Genomic DNA, 18,237 nt, shown 5'->3' with positions numbered 1-18,237 from the left:
TTGGTTAAAAGAAGTTATGAAAAAACTTATTTTACTTGCACTTATAGTGCTTTTACCCTTTTCAGTTAACGCAGACTCAAAATTAGATGAAATATTAGCATCTGGTGAATTAAAAGTTGGAACCACAGGAGATTGGGATCCAATGACAATGAAAGATCCTGCAACAAATAAATACAAGGGTTTTGATATCGATGTAATGAATGAATTGGCTAAGGACATGGGCGTAAAAGTTAGTTTTGTTCCAACAGAATGGAAGACTATAGTTTCAGGAATTACTTCTGGCAGATATGATATTTCAACAAGCGTTACTAAAACGGCTAAAAGAGCAGAAGTTGCTGGCTTTACTTCTACATATTATAAGTATGGTACAGTGCCACTTGTGCTTAAAAAGAATTTAAACAAATTTTCAACTTGGGACTCATTGAATAAAGATGGTGTTAAAATAGCAACTACACTTGGAACTTCTCAAGAGCAAAAAGCAAAAGAATTTTTTCCAAAATCTACTTTAAAATCAGTTGAGGCTCCAGCTAGAGATTTTCAAGAAGTTTTAGCGGGTAGAGCTGACGGAAATATTACTAGTTCTACAGAGGCTAACAAATTAGTGATTAAATATCCTCAATTAGCAATTGTTCAAGATGGTGAAAAAAATCCTGCTTTTCTAGCTATGATGGTTCCTAAAACAGATACTAAATGGAATAATTATGTAAGTGACTGGATTGAAAAGAAAAAAAATTCTGGTTTCTTTCAAAAATTATTAACTAAATATAATCTTAAAAGCTTATAATCAGTTAGATATTTATTTTTAATTCTCTATAACTTTAGAGTGAAAAATATTTTTTTTTTACTTTTAATAATTCCATTCTCTTCTTGTACAAATCAAGAATTAGGGTGGTTTATTATTTCACCAAATAATGTTGAGGGACTAACAAATCTAAAATTTTTATTAAGTGGTTTAACAACAACTATTTATATTTCTCTAATATCGATTGCTATATCGATGTTACTAGGTTTGATAATTGCTATCCCCTCTTTAGCTAAAAATAAATTTTTAACTTTTATTAATATTGGTTATGTTGAGATTGTAAGAGCTGTGCCATTATTAGTTTTAATCTTATGGATTTACTATGGATTACCAATAATGACAGGTATTAGTTTTAGTCCGTTTGTTTCTGGAATAATTGCTTTGGCTATAAGTGAAAGTGCCTTTCAGGCAGAAATTTTTAGAGCTGGTATAAATTCAATTAAGAAAGCACAATGGGAAGCTGGGAGTTCATTAGGTCTAAATTTTTTCAAAAGATTAAGGTTGGTAATACTTCCTCAAGCAATAAAAAATATTTTACCCGCTATAGGGAACCAATTTGTTTATGTATTAAAAATGTCATCATTAGTATCAATAATTGGTATTGGTGACTTGACGAGAAAAGCAAATGAATTGGTAGTCACAACCTATAGACCTTTGGAAATTTATACTTTTTTAATACTAGAATACTTAGTTCTTATTCTGATTGTTTCATTTTTTGTAAGAAAACTTGAAAAAAGACTAAAAGATAAATAAATTTTACTTAATATAATTTAACCAATTCCTAACTTCGCAAGTTCGATCTTCAAAATCTAATAATTCATTTTCAGCTTTTATATATGAAATATGTTTTTGATATTCTTCTTCATTTAAAAAATTTTTATTTTTAAATAATCTCTCTTTACGGCCTGCAATTAGATTAATCATCTGATAATATTCATAATCTGGATGATATTGTAAGCCTGTAATCTCAGAATTTCCTACATTAAAACTTACACCCATCACATTATTAACCTTATCGCTTGACAGGAGAGTAGCATTTTTTGGTAATTCACTAACTTCATCAAAATTAAATGCTGGTGTGGTAAATTCATTTTTTTTATCTTTGTATATAAAATGTTTATGACCTTCATTGTTAATGATCACATCAGATGCAATTCCAATATGTGCACCATTTTTTCCAGGATTTGCCTTACCGCCTGCTGCTGTCGTACAAACTTGTAATCCCCAACAAATTGCTAGGATCTTCTTATTTTGATTAAAACAATTAGATGCAAAATTAATGTGTTTTTTAATCACATCGGTCATATCATTTATTCTCATTGCACCACCTGTAAAAATAATACCATTGTATTTACTCATATTTTTAATGGCTTTACTTGTTTCATCGTCATGACCAGGATTTATAATTTCTGCATTTGTTGACGGATTTATTTTTAAAATTAAATTTCTTAAATTGTCTGCTGCCGAGGCCCCAGCAGCTTTAATAAAGAACTCACTATCTTCTCTAATATTACCCTCAACAATTAAAATATTTAAATTACTCATTTAAACAATTCGCCAGTCATACTATGTTGATACATTATTTTCATATCTTCTTTGCTCAATTTTTTTGGATTACCACCTGTAGAGGGATCTGCTAAAGCCATTTCTGACAACCTATCAAGATCAAAATCCTTTTCATCAATCACATCGGATAGTTTGTGAGGCATATCTAGTTTTTTTCTTAAATCTAAAACCCATTTAACAAAACCATCAAAAGATCGTTCATTAAGTTCTAAGTAATCACAAATTTTTATTATCTTCTTTTCAATAACACTCTTATTGAAAGTTAATACATAAGGCATGAATATTGAATTGGATAAACCATGATGAATATTATTTAAGGCATTTACAGGATGGCTCAATGAATGAATTGCACCTAATCCCTTTTGAAATGCAGTTGACCCCATACTTGCAGCTGTAAGCATATTTTGACGTGCTTCTATATTTGAACCATTGTTAACAGCTTCAAGTAACCATTCATTAATTATTCTCATACCTTCTAGAGCTATACCATCAGCCATCGGATGGTATCCTGGAGCACAATAAGCTTCTAAATTATGAGCTAAAGCATCCATTCCTGTTGCAGCAGTAATTTTTGCAGGTAAACCAAGTGTTAAAACTGGATCAAGAATAACTATTGATGGCAAAAATTTAGGATGAAAAATTATATTTTTTACACCTGTTTCTTCATTTAAAATTACAGATGCACGTCCTGTTTCAGAACCAGTACCAGCAGTTGTTGGAACAGCAATAATTGGAGCAATTTTATCAGAATTAGCTTTAGTCCAGTTATCTCCTACGTCTTCAAAATCCCATAATGGCAATGTTTGCCCGGACATAAACGCAATAGCTTTACCAACATCTAGGCCACTACCACCGCCAAAAGCTATTACTCCATCACAACTGTTTTTATTATAATAATTGGCACCCTCAGTTACATTTGTTCCTGTCGGGTTACCAACGACATTAAAATATAATTCTGTAGAAATCTTATTAACTTTTAATATTGTTAAAGTATTTTTCACAATATCGGTTTCAGCCAAACCTTTGTCTGTTACTAATAATGGTTTTGAAATACCTAAGTTTTGACAAGCTAAGGCAATATCATTAATTCTATTTTCACCTACCCACATTGTAGTTGGATAATTCCAGTTGTATTTTTGCATAATAATATTTACTGTTATATGAAATTAGATGTTGTATATCATTTTCTTAATCAATTTTAACTAAAATATTTATGCAAAAAACAATTACACCTATTGATAATACTGTTTATGTTGAGAGAAAATATCACTCTGACAAAATTGAACAAACTATAAATAATTCAATGAAAGCACAAAAATCTTGGGCTGAACTAGATGTTAAAGAAAGAGTTAAATTATTAACAAAATTTGTTGAAGATTTTTTATCTAAAGGTGACATGATAAGCGAGGAATTAAGTAGACAAATAGGAAGGCCTATTTCACAAGCTGCTGGTGAATTAAATGGTTTTAAAGAAAGAGCTGACTACATGTTATCAATAGCAGAAAAAAAATTAGAAAATATTGATGTAGCTAAAGATAGTAATTTTAAAAGTTTTATTAAAAGAAAGGCTTTAGGAGTAGTATTTGTAATCGCACCTTGGAATTATCCATATCTAGTTGCTGTTAACTCCATAATACCGGCAATGGCATCTGGTAATACAGTCATCCTTAAACATTCTGCACAAACACCTTTGTGTGCTGAACAATTATATGAATCAGCAAAAAAAACTTTACCCGAAGATGTTTTCAATTACCTGCATTTAAATCATGAAGACAGTCTAAAAGTAGTTTCTGATAAACGAATTAACTTTGTGTCATTTACTGGATCAGTAAAAGCTGGATATGATGTACAAAGAGCAACTCACAGCAAATTCATAGATATGGCTTTAGAATTAGGCGGTAAAGATCCGGCATACGCAAGACACGATTGTGATTTAGAAAAAACAGTTGAAAATTTAGTAGATGGGTCTTTTTTTAATTCCGGTCAATCATGTTGTGGAATTGAAAGAATTTATGTTGATGAAAAAATTTATAATAATTTTATAGAACTGTTTGCTTCAAAAACTTATAATTATAAAGTTGGAAACCCTTTAGATAAAGATACTAATTTAGGCCCGGTTGTAAAATTATCAGCTGCTGATTTTATCTTAAATCAAATGAATAATGCTATTAATAAGGGGGCAAAAAAAATGATTGATGAAAGTAAATTTAATTTCCCCAATCAGCATAAAAATTATTTAGTACCTCAAGTCTTAATTGATGTTAATCATGATATGAGTTTTATGACAGAGGAAACTTTTGGACCATGTGTGGGTATAATGAAAGTTAAAGATGAAAACGAAGCTATAAAATTGATGAATGACAGTCCCTACGGATTAACAGCTTCTATCTGGACAAAGGACATGGGTGTAGCTGAAAAAATAGGTAACCAAGTTCAAACGGGTACTTTCTATATGAACAGATGTGATTATTTAGATCCAGCACTTTCTTGGACTGGTGTTAAAGAAACTGGAAAAGGCTGCTCATTATCTGAGATTGCTTATGAAAAATTAACAGCTCCAAAAAGTTTTCATTTAAGAAAAGAACAATAACATGAAATTAAGCTACAAAGGAAAATCAGCTATAATTACTGGTGCATCTGGTGGAATGGGTTTAGAAATTTCCAAAAAATTATCTCAAAATGATATTTCTGTTTTGATGTTGGACCTTAAAAGTCCTAGTTATGATTTTTTAAAAAAAAATAAAAATTGTGAATTTAAAAAAGTTGATGTAACAAATTTAAAGTCGATAAAAACTCATATCGATAAATTTTACAAAAAAAACAAAAGTATAGATTATTTAGTCAACACTACTGGTGTTCTTTGGTTCGATAAAGATGTATCAGCCATTAATATAGATGATAAAATTTGGGATAAAGTTTTTCAAATTAATTTAAAGCCAATGGTTTTCCTTTCAAAAATTATTGTTCCTAAAATGATTAAAAAAAATTTTGGATCAATGGTTCATATTTCTTCCATAGATGCCTTGTCAGGGGATGACAAACCTCAAGATGCATATGGGGCATCAAAAGCTGCTATGATAAGACTTTCTAAATCTTTTGCAATTCAATTTGCTGGAAATAAAATTAGATCAAATATAATTTTACCTGGACCTATAGATACTGGAATGCAAATTAGATGGAAAAAAAACCCTAAAGCAAAAAAAAAATTAGAAAAATTTATCCCCTTAAAAAAAGTTGGTAAACCTGAGGATATATCAAATGCCTCTATGTTTTTACTAAGTGATCAAGCTAGTTATATTACTGGGACCGAACTGATTGTTGATGGTGGTATTACATCAAAGCCTTAATTTTAATTAGGCACCTTTAAGAAAAAGGCGCCTAAAATTATGATCTTTATCTGTAAGGATATCCTGCTTTATCCATTGTTGAAGCATAAGCTTTGAATGCATCAACAACTTTTTTAGCACGAGGACTAATTTTTGAAGTATCATCCCAAAACTTTTTGGAATCTTCTACAACTCTTCCCCATTCGTTATCAGGTAAACTTGTAAGCTCCATCTTCTTACCTTCAACACGAAGTTTAGCTTCACCACCCCAATACCAAACTTGTCTATAGTAATGTGAGTCATTAATAGACATTCTGTAAAGTGCTTGAAGTTTAGGACTTAATTTATCCCAACTTTTTTGGTTAGCAAAATAAGAACCAAACCAAGCTCCTGTAACAGAGTTAGTTAGTGCATATTTACAAATGTCAGCCCAACCCACTTCATATGCTTCTGTAAATCCACACCAGCATACTCCATCAAGTTCTCCTGTTTGCATAGCAACTTCAACATCATCCCAAGGAACAGTTACTGGAATTAAGCCATATTGAGCTAAGAATTTACCAGCTGTAGGAACACCAAATACTCTTAATCCCTTCATATCTGCTAAAGAAGTAACTTTTTTCTTAACAGTGAAAAGATGACATGGATCCCAGGCACTTGTACTTAACCATTTAACACCTTTAACTTCACTATAAGCTTCATCCCAAATTTCATTTAAACCATAGTATTTAAATAAAGCTGGTACATCCAAGCTATATCTAGTTGCAAACGGGAAGTATCCTCCAAAAACAGAAATATCGACTGGAGATCCCATTGTAGCATCATCACTTTGTACCGCATCAAGTGTACCTGCCTGCATAGCTCTAAATAGCTCATCAGTTGGAACTAATTGATCTGCATAATAAAGTTCAATTTCCATTTCACCATGAGCAGCTTTATTAAATGCTTCTATTTGTGGTTTGATAACGTGCGCACCAAGAGGAGCTCCAGAATAAGTCTGTAATCTCCATTTAATCGGGTTTGTTGCAGAAAAAGCATAAGGCGCTTTAATAGTAGTAGCACCTGCAGCTCCTAACGTTAGTAAACCTGCTTTCTTAATAAACGAACGCCTCTTGCTCGTTATTATTTTTTTATTTTTTTTCACGTGATCTCCTTTACGTAAGTTAAGCTAAAAGACTATTATAAATTTAGATGATATGAAACTTAATATTTATTTTTTTAATAAATAAATTTTATAAAAAAAATTTAATTAAACTATAAGTTGAATTTTATCTTGATAAATACTTTTCAGGAAGATATGTCGCAATCTCAGGGAAAATCATGACAATGGCTAAGCCAAAGACCATTATTAAAACAAATGGAACTATTGAACTATAAATATCTTGTAAAGAAATTTCTTTTGGAGCCATGGCTCTCATTAAAAATAAATTATATCCAAATGGTGGTGTCATGTAAGCAATTTGACAAGTAATCGTATAAAGAACACCGTACCAAATTGGATCAAAACCTAATGCGATGATCAATGGTACATAAAGAGGCGCAACTATTACCAACATAGCCGTGTCATCCAAAAACATTCCCATGAGAATATATGAAAGTTGCATCATAATTAAAACACCCCATGGCGAAAGTTGCCATCTTTCAATAAATAATGTTTCAATAGCTCTCCCCGCCCCCAATCCATCAAATACAGCACCGAAAGTTAAAGCTGCTAATATTATCCACATAAACATACAAGAAACACCTAATGTCTTTTTTAAAGTAGCATCTAATACTTTTCTGTTGAACCTTTTTTTAAAGATAGAAGCTAATGTTGCTAGTAATGCGCCTACTGCAGAACATTCAACTAAGCTTGCGATACCCATTAAGAATAATCCTGTCATAAGAAAAAAAATTAGAAAAGGTATTACTCCTGCCTTAAGTAATTTAATTTTTTCTAAAGTTGAAATATTTCTATCTTTTTTTGGTAATGGGGGTCCAAGTTCTGGTTGTAATTTACATCTCACATAAATATATATTAAAAATAAAGATGCCATTAATAGTCCTGGTAAAATTCCAGCCATCCATAATTTGCTAACAGGTTGACGCGCAATCATTCCATATAAAACCATGACAACACTTGGTGGAATTAAAATACCCAGCGAACTACCTGCCTGAACAACACCCGTGATCATTCTTTTGTCATAATTTCTTTTTAGCATTTCAGGTATCGCTATAGTTGCACCTATTGCCATACCGGCAACACTTAAACCATTCATAGCTGAAATTGCGACCATCATAAACATTGTGCCAATAGCCAAACCTCCTTTTAATCCACCAAATAAAACATGAAACATTTTATAAAGGTCACTTGCAATTCCTGATTCTGAAATCATAAAACCCATATAAATAAATAATGGCAAAGTTAACATTGGGTACCACTTAAAAAGTTTCCATGTCGCGGTGTAAGGCATTTCAATAGATCCATCACCCCAAATCAATAAGGCTGAAGCTGCAGCAACAAATCCAATAGCACCAAAAACTCTTTGTCCTGTAAACATCATAACAAGCATTGTTACAAACATAAAAAGAGCAATAAATTCATAACTTAAATATTGAGCTAACATAATTATATTTTTCTATTTGTTACGTTAGCTATATTTTTAAACAATGAAGAAAAGGCTTGAAGAAGCATTAACAAAATTCCTATTAGCATTAAAGTTTTGATTGGCCAAACATATGGGGCCCAAGCAGTAAAAAGTTTTTGTTTTGTCTCAATAGTATAAATTAAACTAGTTATTGATCCAAAAAACAAAATAGCTAAATAGAAAATAAGAAAAAAACTTGTAAAAATATCCATTTTAGCTTTTCCTTTTTTTGATAACTTTCCATAAAACAAATCCATTCTTACATGATCATCTGCTAGCATTGAATAACCGCCACCTAAAAGATAATAAGCAGTAATAGTAAATTGGGCCATTTCAATAATCCACATCAAAGGGTAATTGATAATATTTCTTGTAACAAATGATAAAATTAAAAGAAACATCATGAAGAAAACTCCATACATCACAAACCTACCTACTTTAATGCAAATGGCGTCTATTATATTTACATAAATTGAAAATATTTTTGGCATAAAATACTAAAATGTATAATTCATATAGAAATTTCAATCAAACTTTAATTATTTCTTCTATAATCCCACGGATACTTAAATTTCATGTCCCACATACCAATTTTATTAATTCTCGCATAATCTTCATCTGGGATAAACTTTTTTGAATACCTTCTGTAAGCAAATGCATAACCACTTCTAACAAGATAACTGGATAAACTTTCATCATTTACGAAACACTCTGCTAAAGTTCTTTTATATTGATCTTTACTTTCACGAATACAAATAACTTTATTATTTCCAATCTTATCTGTAAGAATTTGTTTGGCTATTATTCCGCAAGGATTAATCTCACCTTCTTTAATACAGTTTTGTTTTAATTCTGGTGTATCTATTCCACTAAATCTAATTTTTTCACCATTAATCTTGATTGTATCTCCATCCGTTATTTTAATATCTTGTGGTTTAATGTCGGTATATGTGAAAAAAAAAACTAGCGCTGAAACACTAATAACTAAAATGGCTTTTCTTTTGCTTAAATACATTATTTAAGAAATATCCAATGAAGATGATTAAGGCAATACCCATGACCCAGTTAGTCACCATTATTGTATAAAATATATCATTATAATTACCACCCCTTATATTAATCACATACCATAAGGACAAAAATGGAAATGCTGTTAATCTTAAAATACTTAAATACAGGCTGTAAATTGGTTTTTTAAGAGCTTGAAATACTGCTGTTGTGATAAAGAACACCGGATAAATTGGGCCTATCAAAGCTGCAACTTTAAGATAAATAGTACCATGTTTGATTGCTTCTACATTATCTGTAAATTGTGATACAAAAATTTCCGCACCAAAAAATAATATTATTCCAGCTCCTACCATAAAAGATGAGCCAAACAAAAGAGCTTTTGAATATAATTCTCTTATTCGGTTGAATTTTTTTGCTCCAAAATTTTGACCCCCTATAGAAAGAACCGCTGTATTTAAACCAATGACTGGTAATAAAAACACTTGCTCAACTCTTAAAGCAGCACCATAACCAGCAGTAGCTAGTTCTCCAAATTGACCAATAAAATACAAAATATTGAATATTCCAACACCTATAAACAACATACTAAACATTATGGGTAAGGCTTGAGAAAATAATTCTCTCAACATATCAAAGTTAGGAATAAAACACTTTATATATAAATATTTTTTTAATTTACATGAATTGATCTTATAGGCTAAATAAAATGTTCCTATTGATTGTGAAATTACAGTTGCTATAGCAAGACCAGCAATTCCAAAAGCTGGTATAAATCCATAACCCCATATAAATAATGGGTTCAAAAAAATATTTAAAAAGAAGCTAAAAATTAATACATTTCTATAACTTTTAGTATCACCTTGAGCATTCAAGGCACCATTCAAAGAAATTTGAATCATCACAATGAATGTACCGTAAAAAATAATATCTAAATATTCTCTTGTAAGAGTTATACCTGTTGCATCAGATCCCATTACACCTAAGAGAAAATTGGAAGCATTTAAACCAAATAGAGTTACTATTACAGAGGTAAGAATTGCAAAAACTACGGATTGAGCAATAAATAGTGAGGCCTTATTAATTTTTTTCTCACCTAATAAATTACCAATACAAGCATTTGTGGCAGCGCCAATACCTACACCTACAGCAATGATTACAAAATATATAGGAAAAGATTTAGCAATTGCTCCTATAGCTTCAGCAGAAATTCTACCTGCAAACCAAGTATCAACTAAATTATAAAAGGTTTGAAATAACGAACCAACACTTGCGGGGATGGTTACTTTTCTTAGAAGATCCCATATAGGATCTTTTGTTAAATTTATTTGTTTAGACAATTTATTTTTATTTATATTCTTTTTGGAATATATGCTTTGAACCACTCTTTTTAGCAAGATTTATTTGTTCTTGTCTCATTCTAAATCTTGCCTTTTGAGATTTTGTCAGATTATCGTGACATTTTGGGCAAGAAACACCTTCTTCAAATTTTTTTGATTTTTTGTCTTTTTGTGAAATTGGTTTTCTACATCCACTGCACATGAAATAGCTTCCAACACTTAAACCGTGTTTGAGACTGATTCTGTTGTCAAAAACAAAGCACTCACCTTTCCACATACTATCTTTTTTCTTAGTATTTTTGAGATAATTTAAAATACCACCATTTAATTGATAGATATTTTTGAAACCTTTGTTCTTTAAGTATACTGATGTTTTTTCACATCTAACACCACCAGTGCAAAACATGGCTACTGGTTTGTTTTTTTTTAATTTATTTAGATATTTAGGAAAATCTCTAAAATTATTTACATTTGGATTTACCGATTTTTTAAATGTTCCTACGTCAAATTCAAAAGGCTTTCTTGTATCAATAATATGGGTATCTTTTTTTTTAATTAATTTATTCCATTCTTTTGGATCTAAATGAGTTTCTAAATTTCTTTCTTTAGAATTTAACGTTAAATTCATTGGAACAATTTCTTTTTTAATTTTTACTTTAGGTTTGTGAAAAGGTTGGAAAGTAGATTTAGAATTATTGCTATTATCAAAATTCTTGAAAGAAAATAGTGATTTAAGTTTCTTAATTGTTTTCTCTATATCTTTTACTTGACCTGATAGTGTTCCATTTAACCCTTCTTTAGCAATAATAATGGTTCCTCTTATATTATTTTTAATAAAGAATCTTTGCATAGATTCTTTTTTCTTTTTTAAAAATGTAACTTTTACAAATTTATAAAAACCAAGAACTTTAAACATTATAAAACTCTACAGACTGTCATACCGTCTCCTAAAGGAATTATAATTTGTTCAACACGCTTATCATTAGCAACATGGGTATTAAATTCTCTTATGTTTACTGTGTATTTATCTAAATTTCTTTTATCAGCAACTTCTCCATGCCACAAAACATTATCAACAATTATTAAACCACCCTTGTCTATTAGATTTAATGATCTTTCGTAATATTCTTTGTAATTCATTTTATCTGCATCAATAAAAACCATATCAAATTTATTATTTTTAAGTTCCTCTAAGCTTTCTAAAGCTGGTTTTATTATTGTTTTAATTTTGTGATCTTGGTTTGCTTTTTTAAAAAAATTTAATGCCACCTTGTTAGTTTTTTCATTTTTATCAAGCGCTGTCAGTCTACCCTCTTCTGGTAAAGCTAGTGAAATTGAGAGTGCACTTAATCCTGTGAAAGTTCCAATTTCTAGTACATTTTTTATATTTGAGATTTTTACGATTAAATGCAAAAAATAGCATTGAGATGGATCAATTTGCATCCTTTTGATGTCGCCTAATGTATTATTGTAATCAATTATTTCTTGCTGAATTGGATTTAACTTTAATCCAAAATCATTAATATAATTTTGTAATTTTTCAGTTATTTCAAGGTTTGCACCCATTTTTATTAAAGCTTTTTCTTTAATATCTCATTTATTAATTGAGGGTTTGCTTTACCACCTGAAACTTTCATTGCCTGACCTACAAAGAAACCAAATAGTTTTACTTTACCGTTCTTATATTCAATAGCTTTCTCACGATTATCATTAATTATTTTATCAATTAAAGCTTCTAAAGCTTTAGGGTCACTTTCTTGTTTCAAACCTTTTTCCTCAACAATTACTTGGGGATCTTTATCCCCACTAAGCATTAATTCAAATATTGTCTTACCTATCTTTCCAGAAATCGTTCCATTTTTAATTAGATTAATTAACTTTGCTAAATTTTTTGCACTTATTGGGCTTTCGGATATTTCTAAATTTTTATCGTTTAAAATAGCAAATAATTCACCTGTAATCCAGTTAACTGCTAATTTCATATCACGGTTCTTACCCATTTTTGCAACAACTTCTTCAAAATATTTTGCAGTTTCAATATCAGATACTAATATTGTTGCTTCATAAGCAGACAATTTAAATTCATCTATAAATCTTTTCTTTTTATCATCAGGCAATTCTGGGATATCTACTTTTAATTGTTCTATAAACTCATCTGTAACTTCTAATGGTAATAAATCTGGATCTGGAAAGTATCTATAATCATGAGCATCTTCTTTAGATCTCATTGATCTTGTTTCATTTTTTTTTGTATCAAACAATCTTGTTTCTTGGTCAATAGATTTACCTTCTTCAATTAGATCAACTTGTCTATTTGCCTCATAATCAATTGCCATTTGCATAAATTTAATAGAATTTACATTTTTAATTTCACAACGTGTTCCAAGTTCTTTTGAGTCTTTTAATCTTACTGAAACGTTTACATCAGCTCTTAAAGAACCTTCTTGCATATTACCGTCACAAGTATCTAAATATCTCATTATAGATCTTAGCTTTTTAATATAAGCACTTACTTCATCGGGAGTTCTTAAATCCGGTTTACTAACTATTTCCATCAATGCTACACCTGATCTATTTAAATCTACTAGTGTGTTTTGTGGATCCATATCATGAATACTTTTCCCTGCATCTTGTTCTAAATGAAGTCTTTCAATGCCGACTTCTTTTTGTCCATTGGGCATATCAAGAACAACAGTCCCCTCTCCCACTATAGGGTATTTAAATTGGGAAATTTGATAACCTTGAGGTAAATCAGCATAAAAATAATTTTTTCTGTCAAAAACAGATCTTTTATTAATTTGAGCTCTTAAACCAATTCCTGTTTTTATTGCCTGTTTTACACAATATTCATTGATTACAGGTAGCATTCCAGGAAATGCTGCATCAACCAAACTTACTTGAGTGTTAGGTTCAGCACCAAACTTTGTCGAAGAGGATGAAAATAGTTTTGAATTTGAAGTCACTTGAGCATGCACCTCTAACCCTATGACAACCTCATAAACATTATCATATCTTTCAATTAAATATTCTGAATTATCTTTAGACATTATTTAATCCACCAGTCAGTAATTTTATTTTTAAATTTAATCTTATCTTCCATTGCATATGCTAGGTTTAATATTTCTTGTTCTTTAAATGCTTTGCCAATAATTTGTAATCCTAAAGGATATCCTGAAGTATCATGACCAGCTGGGATAGAAATGGCAGGTAATCCCGCTAAGTTGACAGGTACAGTGAAAATATCATTTAAATACATTGAAACTGGATCATCTTTCTTTTCACCGATTTTAAATGCTGATGTAGGTGTTGATGGAGTTAAAATTGCATCTACTTTTTTATAGGCTTCATCAAAATCATTTTTAATTAATTTTCTAACTTTTTGTGCTTTAAGGTAATAAGCATCATAATATCCAGATGATAAAACATACGTACCAATCATTATTCTTCGTTGTACTTCATCACCAAAACCTTCTGATCTTGTTTTTTCATACATATCAATCAAATTTTCACCTTTGGCTCTAAAACCATATTTAACACCGTCATATCGTGCTAAATTTGAAGAAGCTTCTGCAGGTGCAACTATATAATATGTTGGTAAAGCGTAACTAGTATGAGGTAATGAAATATCAATTATCTCTGCACCACAATCTTTTGCATACGTAATTCCTTTTTGCCATAACTCTTCAATTTCCTTGGGCATGCCCTCTACTCTATATTCTTTAGGTATTCCTATTTTTTTTCCTTTAATATCTTTGGTTAAATCTTTGCTATATTCATTTCTTTTAAAATCTATTGATGTAGAATCTTTGTTATCATAAGAACTAATTACTTCCTGTAACAATGCACAATCCTCAACATTTTGAGCCATTGGTCCCGCTTGGTCTAGTGAAGATGCAAAGGCAACTATTCCATACCTTGAACAGCTTCCATAAGTAGGTTTTAATCCAACTGTGCCAGTAAAAGATGCTGGTTGTCTGATTGATCCACCAGTATCTGTTCCTATAGTAATCGGTGTTAGTTGACCACTTACGGCAGCCGCTGATCCTCCCGATGATCCACCTGGTACCAAACCTTTATCAATTGGGTTTTGCACATTTCCATAAAAACTTGTTTCATTAGAAGAGCCCATAGCAAATTCATCACAGTTTAACTTACCAAGTAAGATGGCACCTTCGTTCCAAATATTTTGGGTGACTGTAGATTCATAAGTTGGAATAAAATTTTCTAAAATTTTACTTCCTGCTGTAGTTCTAATATTTTCAGTGCAAAAAAGATCCTTAACTGCCATTGGAATTCCTGGAAGTTTTAAATCAAGATTTGGTTTTTGATCAAATTTTTTTGCTTTTTCGATAGCATTTGAAAAATCTTCTGAGATATAAGAATTTAATTCTTTTGATTTTTCTGAACGTTCAACGAATGCTTTCGTAACATCTTCTGATGATAGTTTTTTTTCTTTAATATTTTTGACTAATGATGTTAATGATTGAGAAGTTATATCAGACATTATTCAACAACTTTCGGAACTACAAAAAAATCTTCGTTATCTTCAGGAGAATTTTTTATAATTTGTTCTCTAATATTTTGATTTTTAACTTCATCAGATCTAAATTTTAAAGTTGTTTCAGCTACAGATGTTAATGGCTCAACTTTATCAGTATTTAATTCATTCAATTTTTCAATAAATTTGAAAATTGAGTTTAAATCACCTGCAAGTTTTTCAGCTTTTTGCTCATCAACTGAAATTCTTGATAGTTTAGAAATGTGCTTTATTGTTTTAAGATCAATGCTCATATGATATTTAAATATGTCGCAAACTATCACTTAAGTTAAAAATATACAATATGATCACTATTGAAGATTTAAAAAAAAAACAGTCTGAACCCTCTAGATTAATTGGATTAGATCTTGGTTCTAAAAGAATTGGAGTATCTATCTGTGATGAAAGACAATCTATTGCAACCCCCTTTAAAACTATTAACAAAACAAACACAAATGAATTAATTGACCAATTAAAGGAGATAATTAGCGAATATAATATTAAAGGAATAGTAATTGGCAATCCTATTAATATGGATGGGTCTTTAGGTAGATCTGCTCAATCAGTAAATGATGTATCAAAAAATATTGATCAGGCAATTGATGTAAATGTTTGCCTATGGGACGAAAGACTATCTACCGTAGGTGCTTTTAATATATCCAGTCAACTTGATGTAAATGTTAGCAAAAGGGAAAAAAATATAGATCAAAATGCAGCGGCGTTCATACTACAGGGTGCAATCGATTTTTTAAATAATTAATTCTTGCCATATTAGTACTTTATAGTTATAGAGTTAATTTTAATGGCAACTAAAACAACTAAAGCTATTAAAATCTCTCAAAAACATTTGTTAGGTATCCAAGATTTATCAATTAATGATGTTAATTTAATTTTAGATGAGTCGCAGGCATTTATTAAGCTTAATCAAAGTAAGAATAAAAGATTAAATGTATTAAATGGCAAAACTCAAATTAATCTATTCTTTGAACCATCTACAAGAACACAAAGCTCATTTGAGTTAGCAGGTAAAAGATTGGGTGCTGATGTAATGTCTATGAATATGGGAAATTCAGCAGTCAAAAAAGGTGAAACTTTAATTGATACCGCTATGACTTTAAACGCTATGCATCCTGATATAATTGTTATTAGACACCAAGACTCTGGAGCATGTAACCTATTATCACAAAAAGTTAATTGCGCTGTATTAAATGCGGGTGATGGCAGAAGAGAACACCCTACTCAAGCACTTTTGGATGCTTTAACAATTATTAATCGAAAAAAAAAAATTGAAGGTCTTAAAATTGCAATTTGTGGTGACATACTTCATTCAAGAGTTGCAAGATCAAATATTTATTTACTAACAATGCTTGGTGCAGAAGTAAATATTATTGCCCCATCAAATCTAATGCCAAAAGAAATAGAAAAATTTGGTGTAAATACTTTTACAGATATGAACAAGGGTCTAAAAGATTGTGACATAGTAATGATGTTGAGATTGCAGAATGAAAGAATGACAGGTTCGTTTCTTTCTTCTAACCGTGAATACTATGAATATTATGGCCTAACACCAGATAAAATGGATCACGCAAAACCAGATGCAATCATAATGCACCCTGGGCCAATGAACAGAGGTATTGAGATTGATACAAGATTGGCAGACGATATTAACAAAAGTGTAATTAAAGAACAGGTAGAACTTGGTGTGGCTGTGAGAATGGCTTGTTTAAAAATTTTTTGTGAATAAATGAAAAGACAATATTTTATAAATGCAAATATAATTGACCCATATAATTCATTAAATGAAAATGGAGGCTTAATTATTGGTGAAGATGGTAAAATTGAAGCTATAGGCAAAAAAGTAAATACCCATAATTTACCAACAAGAGAAAAGCCTATAGATTTAAAAGATAAATATATATTCCCTGGACTTGTGGATATGAGGGTATTTGTTGGTGAGCCTGGATATGAATATAAGGAAAATTTTAGAACCCTGAGCAATGCAGCATTATCGGGTGGTGTAACATCAGTTGTTACAATGCCAAACACAGATCCAATTATAGATAACGTATCAATAGTAGATTTTTTAAAAAGAAGAGGAAGAGATAAATCAAAAATAAATATATTTCCTTGTGCTTCACTAACTCAAAATGCAGAAGGTACAAATATGACTGAATTTGGTCTACTAGCAAGCAAGGGTATAATTGGTTTTACAGATGGAGTGAAAACTATTCAAAATACAAGTTTGATGTCCAAGATAATGAATTCAGCTAAAGATTTAGGATGCCTGATAATGCAACATGCTGAAGATTTTCACCTATCAAAAAATGGGATGATTAATTCTGGTATAATAGCGACCAAACTTGGTTTATCAGGGATACCAGATATTGCTGAAAGAATTATAATTGAAAGAGATTTAACTTTACTTGAAAATGCAAAATGTAGATATCACATATCACAAATTTCATCTGCAAAATCAGTGGATTCAATTAAAGAAAGAAAAAACAACATTAAGTTTACATGTGGTGTGTCAATAAATAATCTTTCTTTGAATGAAAATGATATTGGAGACTTCAAAACATTTTTAAAATTATCACCACCTTTAAGAAAAGAAGAAGATAGAGAGGCTCTTGTTCAAGGATTAAAAGATAAAATTATAGATGTAATTGTTTCAGATCACAAACCAGAAGATGAAGAGTCTAAAAGACTAACTTTTTCTCAAGCAGCAACAGGTGCTTCTGGTATAGAAACGCTTTTATCATTAAGTCTAGAACTTTATCACAATGGATCTGTTAAACTTGAAACTATAATCCAAGCTTTAACATCTAATCCAGCAAAAATTTTAGGTATTAACAAAGGAAATCTTTCAATAGGAAGTGATGCTGACTTATGTATAGTTGATTTAGATAAACCATGGATTGTAAAAAAAGAAAACTTAGTTTCAAAATCTAAAAATACTTCAATAGAAGATAAAAAACTTCAAGGCAAAGTAACTAATACATTTGTAAAAGGTAAGGAATTATTTAAAATATAA

At 30.4% G+C, this 18,237-nt stretch carries 19 protein-coding genes; 7 read left to right on the top strand and 12 right to left on the bottom strand.

The features are described from left to right. Window positions 1–16: 16 nt before the first annotated feature. The gene (locus ACIJYA_RS02970; protein ID WP_435089043.1) at window positions 17–784 is read left to right on the top strand and encodes a transporter substrate-binding domain-containing protein; all 768 of its coding nucleotides are present in this window, start codon (window positions 17–19) and stop codon (window positions 782–784) included. Between the two features lie 39 nt (window positions 785–823). Beyond that, a complete protein-coding gene (locus ACIJYA_RS02965) occupies window positions 824–1,555 on the top strand; it encodes an amino acid ABC transporter permease (protein ID WP_435089042.1) in 732 nt (243 codons plus the stop codon). A 3-nt stretch (window positions 1,556–1,558) separates the two neighbouring features. Here the strand turns inward: ACIJYA_RS02965 and ACIJYA_RS02960 are convergent, their stop codons facing one another. Both ACIJYA_RS02960 and ACIJYA_RS02955 read right to left on the bottom strand, forming a co-directional pair. Then, a complete protein-coding gene (locus ACIJYA_RS02960) occupies window positions 1,559–2,347 on the bottom strand; it encodes a glutamine amidotransferase-related protein (protein WP_435089040.1) in 789 nt (262 codons plus the stop codon). Beyond that, on the bottom strand, window positions 2,344–3,510 hold the full coding sequence (locus tag ACIJYA_RS02955) for an iron-containing alcohol dehydrogenase (RefSeq protein ID WP_435089038.1): 1,167 nt from the start codon (window positions 3,508–3,510) through the stop codon (window positions 2,344–2,346). Before ACIJYA_RS02955 ends, ACIJYA_RS02960 begins: the two co-directional genes overlap by 4 nt. A gap of 71 nt (window positions 3,511–3,581) precedes the next feature. On the opposite strand from ACIJYA_RS02955, the gene ACIJYA_RS02950 reads away from it, so the two are divergent. Both ACIJYA_RS02950 and ACIJYA_RS02945 read left to right on the top strand, forming a co-directional pair. Then, window positions 3,582–4,958 carry an aldehyde dehydrogenase family protein gene (locus ACIJYA_RS02950; protein ID WP_435089037.1) on the top strand — a complete coding sequence of 459 codons (1,377 nt, stop codon included), beginning with the start codon at window positions 3,582–3,584 and terminating at the stop codon, window positions 4,956–4,958. 1 nt (window position 4,959) lies between these two features. Then, window positions 4,960–5,715, top strand: a complete 756-nt coding sequence (locus tag ACIJYA_RS02945) for an SDR family NAD(P)-dependent oxidoreductase (protein ID WP_435089036.1) — start codon at window positions 4,960–4,962, stop codon at window positions 5,713–5,715. A gap of 46 nt (window positions 5,716–5,761) precedes the next feature. On the opposite strand, the gene ACIJYA_RS02940 is transcribed toward ACIJYA_RS02945, so the two are convergent. From ACIJYA_RS02940 to gatC, 10 genes are all read right to left on the bottom strand, one after another. Then, window positions 5,762–6,838: a C4-dicarboxylate ABC transporter gene (locus tag ACIJYA_RS02940; protein WP_435089034.1), complete on the bottom strand. Its 1,077-nt coding sequence runs from the start codon at window positions 6,836–6,838 to the stop codon at window positions 5,762–5,764. 124 nt (window positions 6,839–6,962) lie between these two features. Then, a complete protein-coding gene (locus tag ACIJYA_RS02935; RefSeq protein ID WP_435089033.1) occupies window positions 6,963–8,300 on the bottom strand; it encodes a TRAP transporter large permease in 1,338 nt (445 codons plus the stop codon). Between the two features lie 2 nt (window positions 8,301–8,302). Continuing rightward, entirely contained in the window at window positions 8,303–8,812 is a 510-nt protein-coding gene (locus tag ACIJYA_RS02930) for a TRAP transporter small permease subunit (protein ID WP_435089031.1), read from the bottom strand. A gap of 44 nt (window positions 8,813–8,856) precedes the next feature. Next, complete coding sequence (locus ACIJYA_RS02925) at window positions 8,857–9,336, bottom strand: thermonuclease family protein (protein WP_435089030.1); 480 nt, start codon at window positions 9,334–9,336, stop codon at window positions 8,857–8,859. Then, window positions 9,299–10,669 carry an MATE family efflux transporter gene (locus ACIJYA_RS02920; RefSeq protein ID WP_435089028.1) on the bottom strand — a complete coding sequence of 457 codons (1,371 nt, stop codon included), beginning with the start codon at window positions 10,667–10,669 and terminating at the stop codon, window positions 9,299–9,301. The genes ACIJYA_RS02925 and ACIJYA_RS02920 overlap by 38 nt, the downstream gene beginning before the upstream one ends. A gap of 7 nt (window positions 10,670–10,676) precedes the next feature. Continuing rightward, a complete protein-coding gene (locus tag ACIJYA_RS02915; protein WP_435089026.1) occupies window positions 10,677–11,585 on the bottom strand; it encodes a rhodanese-related sulfurtransferase in 909 nt (302 codons plus the stop codon). Beyond that, on the bottom strand, window positions 11,585–12,235 hold the full coding sequence (locus tag ACIJYA_RS02910; RefSeq protein WP_435089024.1) for an O-methyltransferase: 651 nt from the start codon (window positions 12,233–12,235) through the stop codon (window positions 11,585–11,587). Before ACIJYA_RS02910 ends, ACIJYA_RS02915 begins: the two co-directional genes overlap by 1 nt. Window positions 12,236–12,240: 5 nt before the next feature. Further along, window positions 12,241–13,716 carry an Asp-tRNA(Asn)/Glu-tRNA(Gln) amidotransferase subunit GatB gene (gatB, locus tag ACIJYA_RS02905; protein WP_435089022.1) on the bottom strand — a complete coding sequence of 492 codons (1,476 nt, stop codon included), beginning with the start codon at window positions 13,714–13,716 and terminating at the stop codon, window positions 12,241–12,243. Then, a complete protein-coding gene (gatA, locus tag ACIJYA_RS02900; RefSeq protein WP_435089020.1) occupies window positions 13,716–15,173 on the bottom strand; it encodes an Asp-tRNA(Asn)/Glu-tRNA(Gln) amidotransferase subunit GatA in 1,458 nt (485 codons plus the stop codon). The genes gatB and gatA overlap by 1 nt, the downstream gene beginning before the upstream one ends. Beyond that, complete coding sequence (gene gatC / locus ACIJYA_RS02895) at window positions 15,173–15,460, bottom strand: Asp-tRNA(Asn)/Glu-tRNA(Gln) amidotransferase subunit GatC (protein WP_435089018.1); 288 nt, start codon at window positions 15,458–15,460, stop codon at window positions 15,173–15,175. Before gatC ends, gatA begins: the two co-directional genes overlap by 1 nt. A gap of 50 nt (window positions 15,461–15,510) precedes the next feature. Between gatC and ruvX the strand changes: the two genes are divergently transcribed. From ruvX to pyrC, 3 genes are read left to right on the top strand one after another with little or no spacing between them, the layout of a single operon-like run. Beyond that, the gene (gene ruvX, locus ACIJYA_RS02890; RefSeq protein ID WP_435089016.1) at window positions 15,511–15,966 is read left to right on the top strand and encodes a Holliday junction resolvase RuvX; all 456 of its coding nucleotides are present in this window, start codon (window positions 15,511–15,513) and stop codon (window positions 15,964–15,966) included. Window positions 15,967–16,008: 42 nt separating this feature from the next. Then, on the top strand, window positions 16,009–16,950 hold the full coding sequence (locus tag ACIJYA_RS02885; RefSeq protein ID WP_435089014.1) for an aspartate carbamoyltransferase catalytic subunit: 942 nt from the start codon (window positions 16,009–16,011) through the stop codon (window positions 16,948–16,950). Further along, complete coding sequence (gene pyrC / locus ACIJYA_RS02880; RefSeq protein WP_435089012.1) at window positions 16,951–18,237, top strand: dihydroorotase; 1,287 nt, start codon at window positions 16,951–16,953, stop codon at window positions 18,235–18,237.

It is taken from the genome of Candidatus Pelagibacter bacterium nBUS_29 (assembly GCF_051200905.1).
Lineage (GTDB): Bacteria > Pseudomonadota > Alphaproteobacteria > Pelagibacterales > Pelagibacteraceae > Pelagibacter.
The sequence above is the reverse complement of the archived record's forward strand: the minus strand, read 5'-3'. Positions and strand labels throughout refer to the sequence as shown.

Bases quoted from the DNA above. Each gene is read 5' to 3' on its own strand.
- ACIJYA_RS02970 (WP_435089043.1), top strand. From the start codon at position 17: ATGAAAAAACTTATTTTACTTGCACTTATAGTGCTTTTACCCTTTTCA.
- ACIJYA_RS02960 (WP_435089040.1), bottom strand. From the start codon at position 2,347: ATGAGTAATTTAAATATTTTAATTGTTGAGGGTAATATTAGAGAAGAT.
- ACIJYA_RS02955 (WP_435089038.1), bottom strand. From the start codon at position 3,510: ATGCAAAAATACAACTGGAATTATCCAACTACAATGTGGGTAGGTGAA.
- ACIJYA_RS02950 (WP_435089037.1), top strand. From the start codon at position 3,582: ATGCAAAAAACAATTACACCTATTGATAATACTGTTTATGTTGAGAGA.
- ACIJYA_RS02945 (WP_435089036.1), top strand. From the start codon at position 4,960: ATGAAATTAAGCTACAAAGGAAAATCAGCTATAATTACTGGTGCATCT.
- ACIJYA_RS02935 (WP_435089033.1), bottom strand. From the start codon at position 8,300: ATGTTAGCTCAATATTTAAGTTATGAATTTATTGCTCTTTTTATGTTT.
- ACIJYA_RS02930 (WP_435089031.1), bottom strand. From the start codon at position 8,812: ATGCCAAAAATATTTTCAATTTATGTAAATATAATAGACGCCATTTGC.
- ACIJYA_RS02925 (WP_435089030.1), bottom strand. From the start codon at position 9,336: ATGTATTTAAGCAAAAGAAAAGCCATTTTAGTTATTAGTGTTTCAGCG.
- ACIJYA_RS02915 (WP_435089026.1), bottom strand. From the start codon at position 11,585: ATGTTTAAAGTTCTTGGTTTTTATAAATTTGTAAAAGTTACATTTTTA.
- ACIJYA_RS02910 (WP_435089024.1), bottom strand. From the start codon at position 12,235: ATGGGTGCAAACCTTGAAATAACTGAAAAATTACAAAATTATATTAAT.
- gatB (WP_435089022.1), bottom strand. From the start codon at position 13,716: ATGTCTAAAGATAATTCAGAATATTTAATTGAAAGATATGATAATGTT.
- gatA (WP_435089020.1), bottom strand. From the start codon at position 15,173: ATGTCTGATATAACTTCTCAATCATTAACATCATTAGTCAAAAATATT.
- gatC (WP_435089018.1), bottom strand. From the start codon at position 15,460: ATGAGCATTGATCTTAAAACAATAAAGCACATTTCTAAACTATCAAGA.
- ruvX (WP_435089016.1), top strand. From the start codon at position 15,511: ATGATCACTATTGAAGATTTAAAAAAAAAACAGTCTGAACCCTCTAGA.
- ACIJYA_RS02885 (WP_435089014.1), top strand. From the start codon at position 16,009: ATGGCAACTAAAACAACTAAAGCTATTAAAATCTCTCAAAAACATTTG.
- pyrC (WP_435089012.1), top strand. From the start codon at position 16,951: ATGAAAAGACAATATTTTATAAATGCAAATATAATTGACCCATATAAT.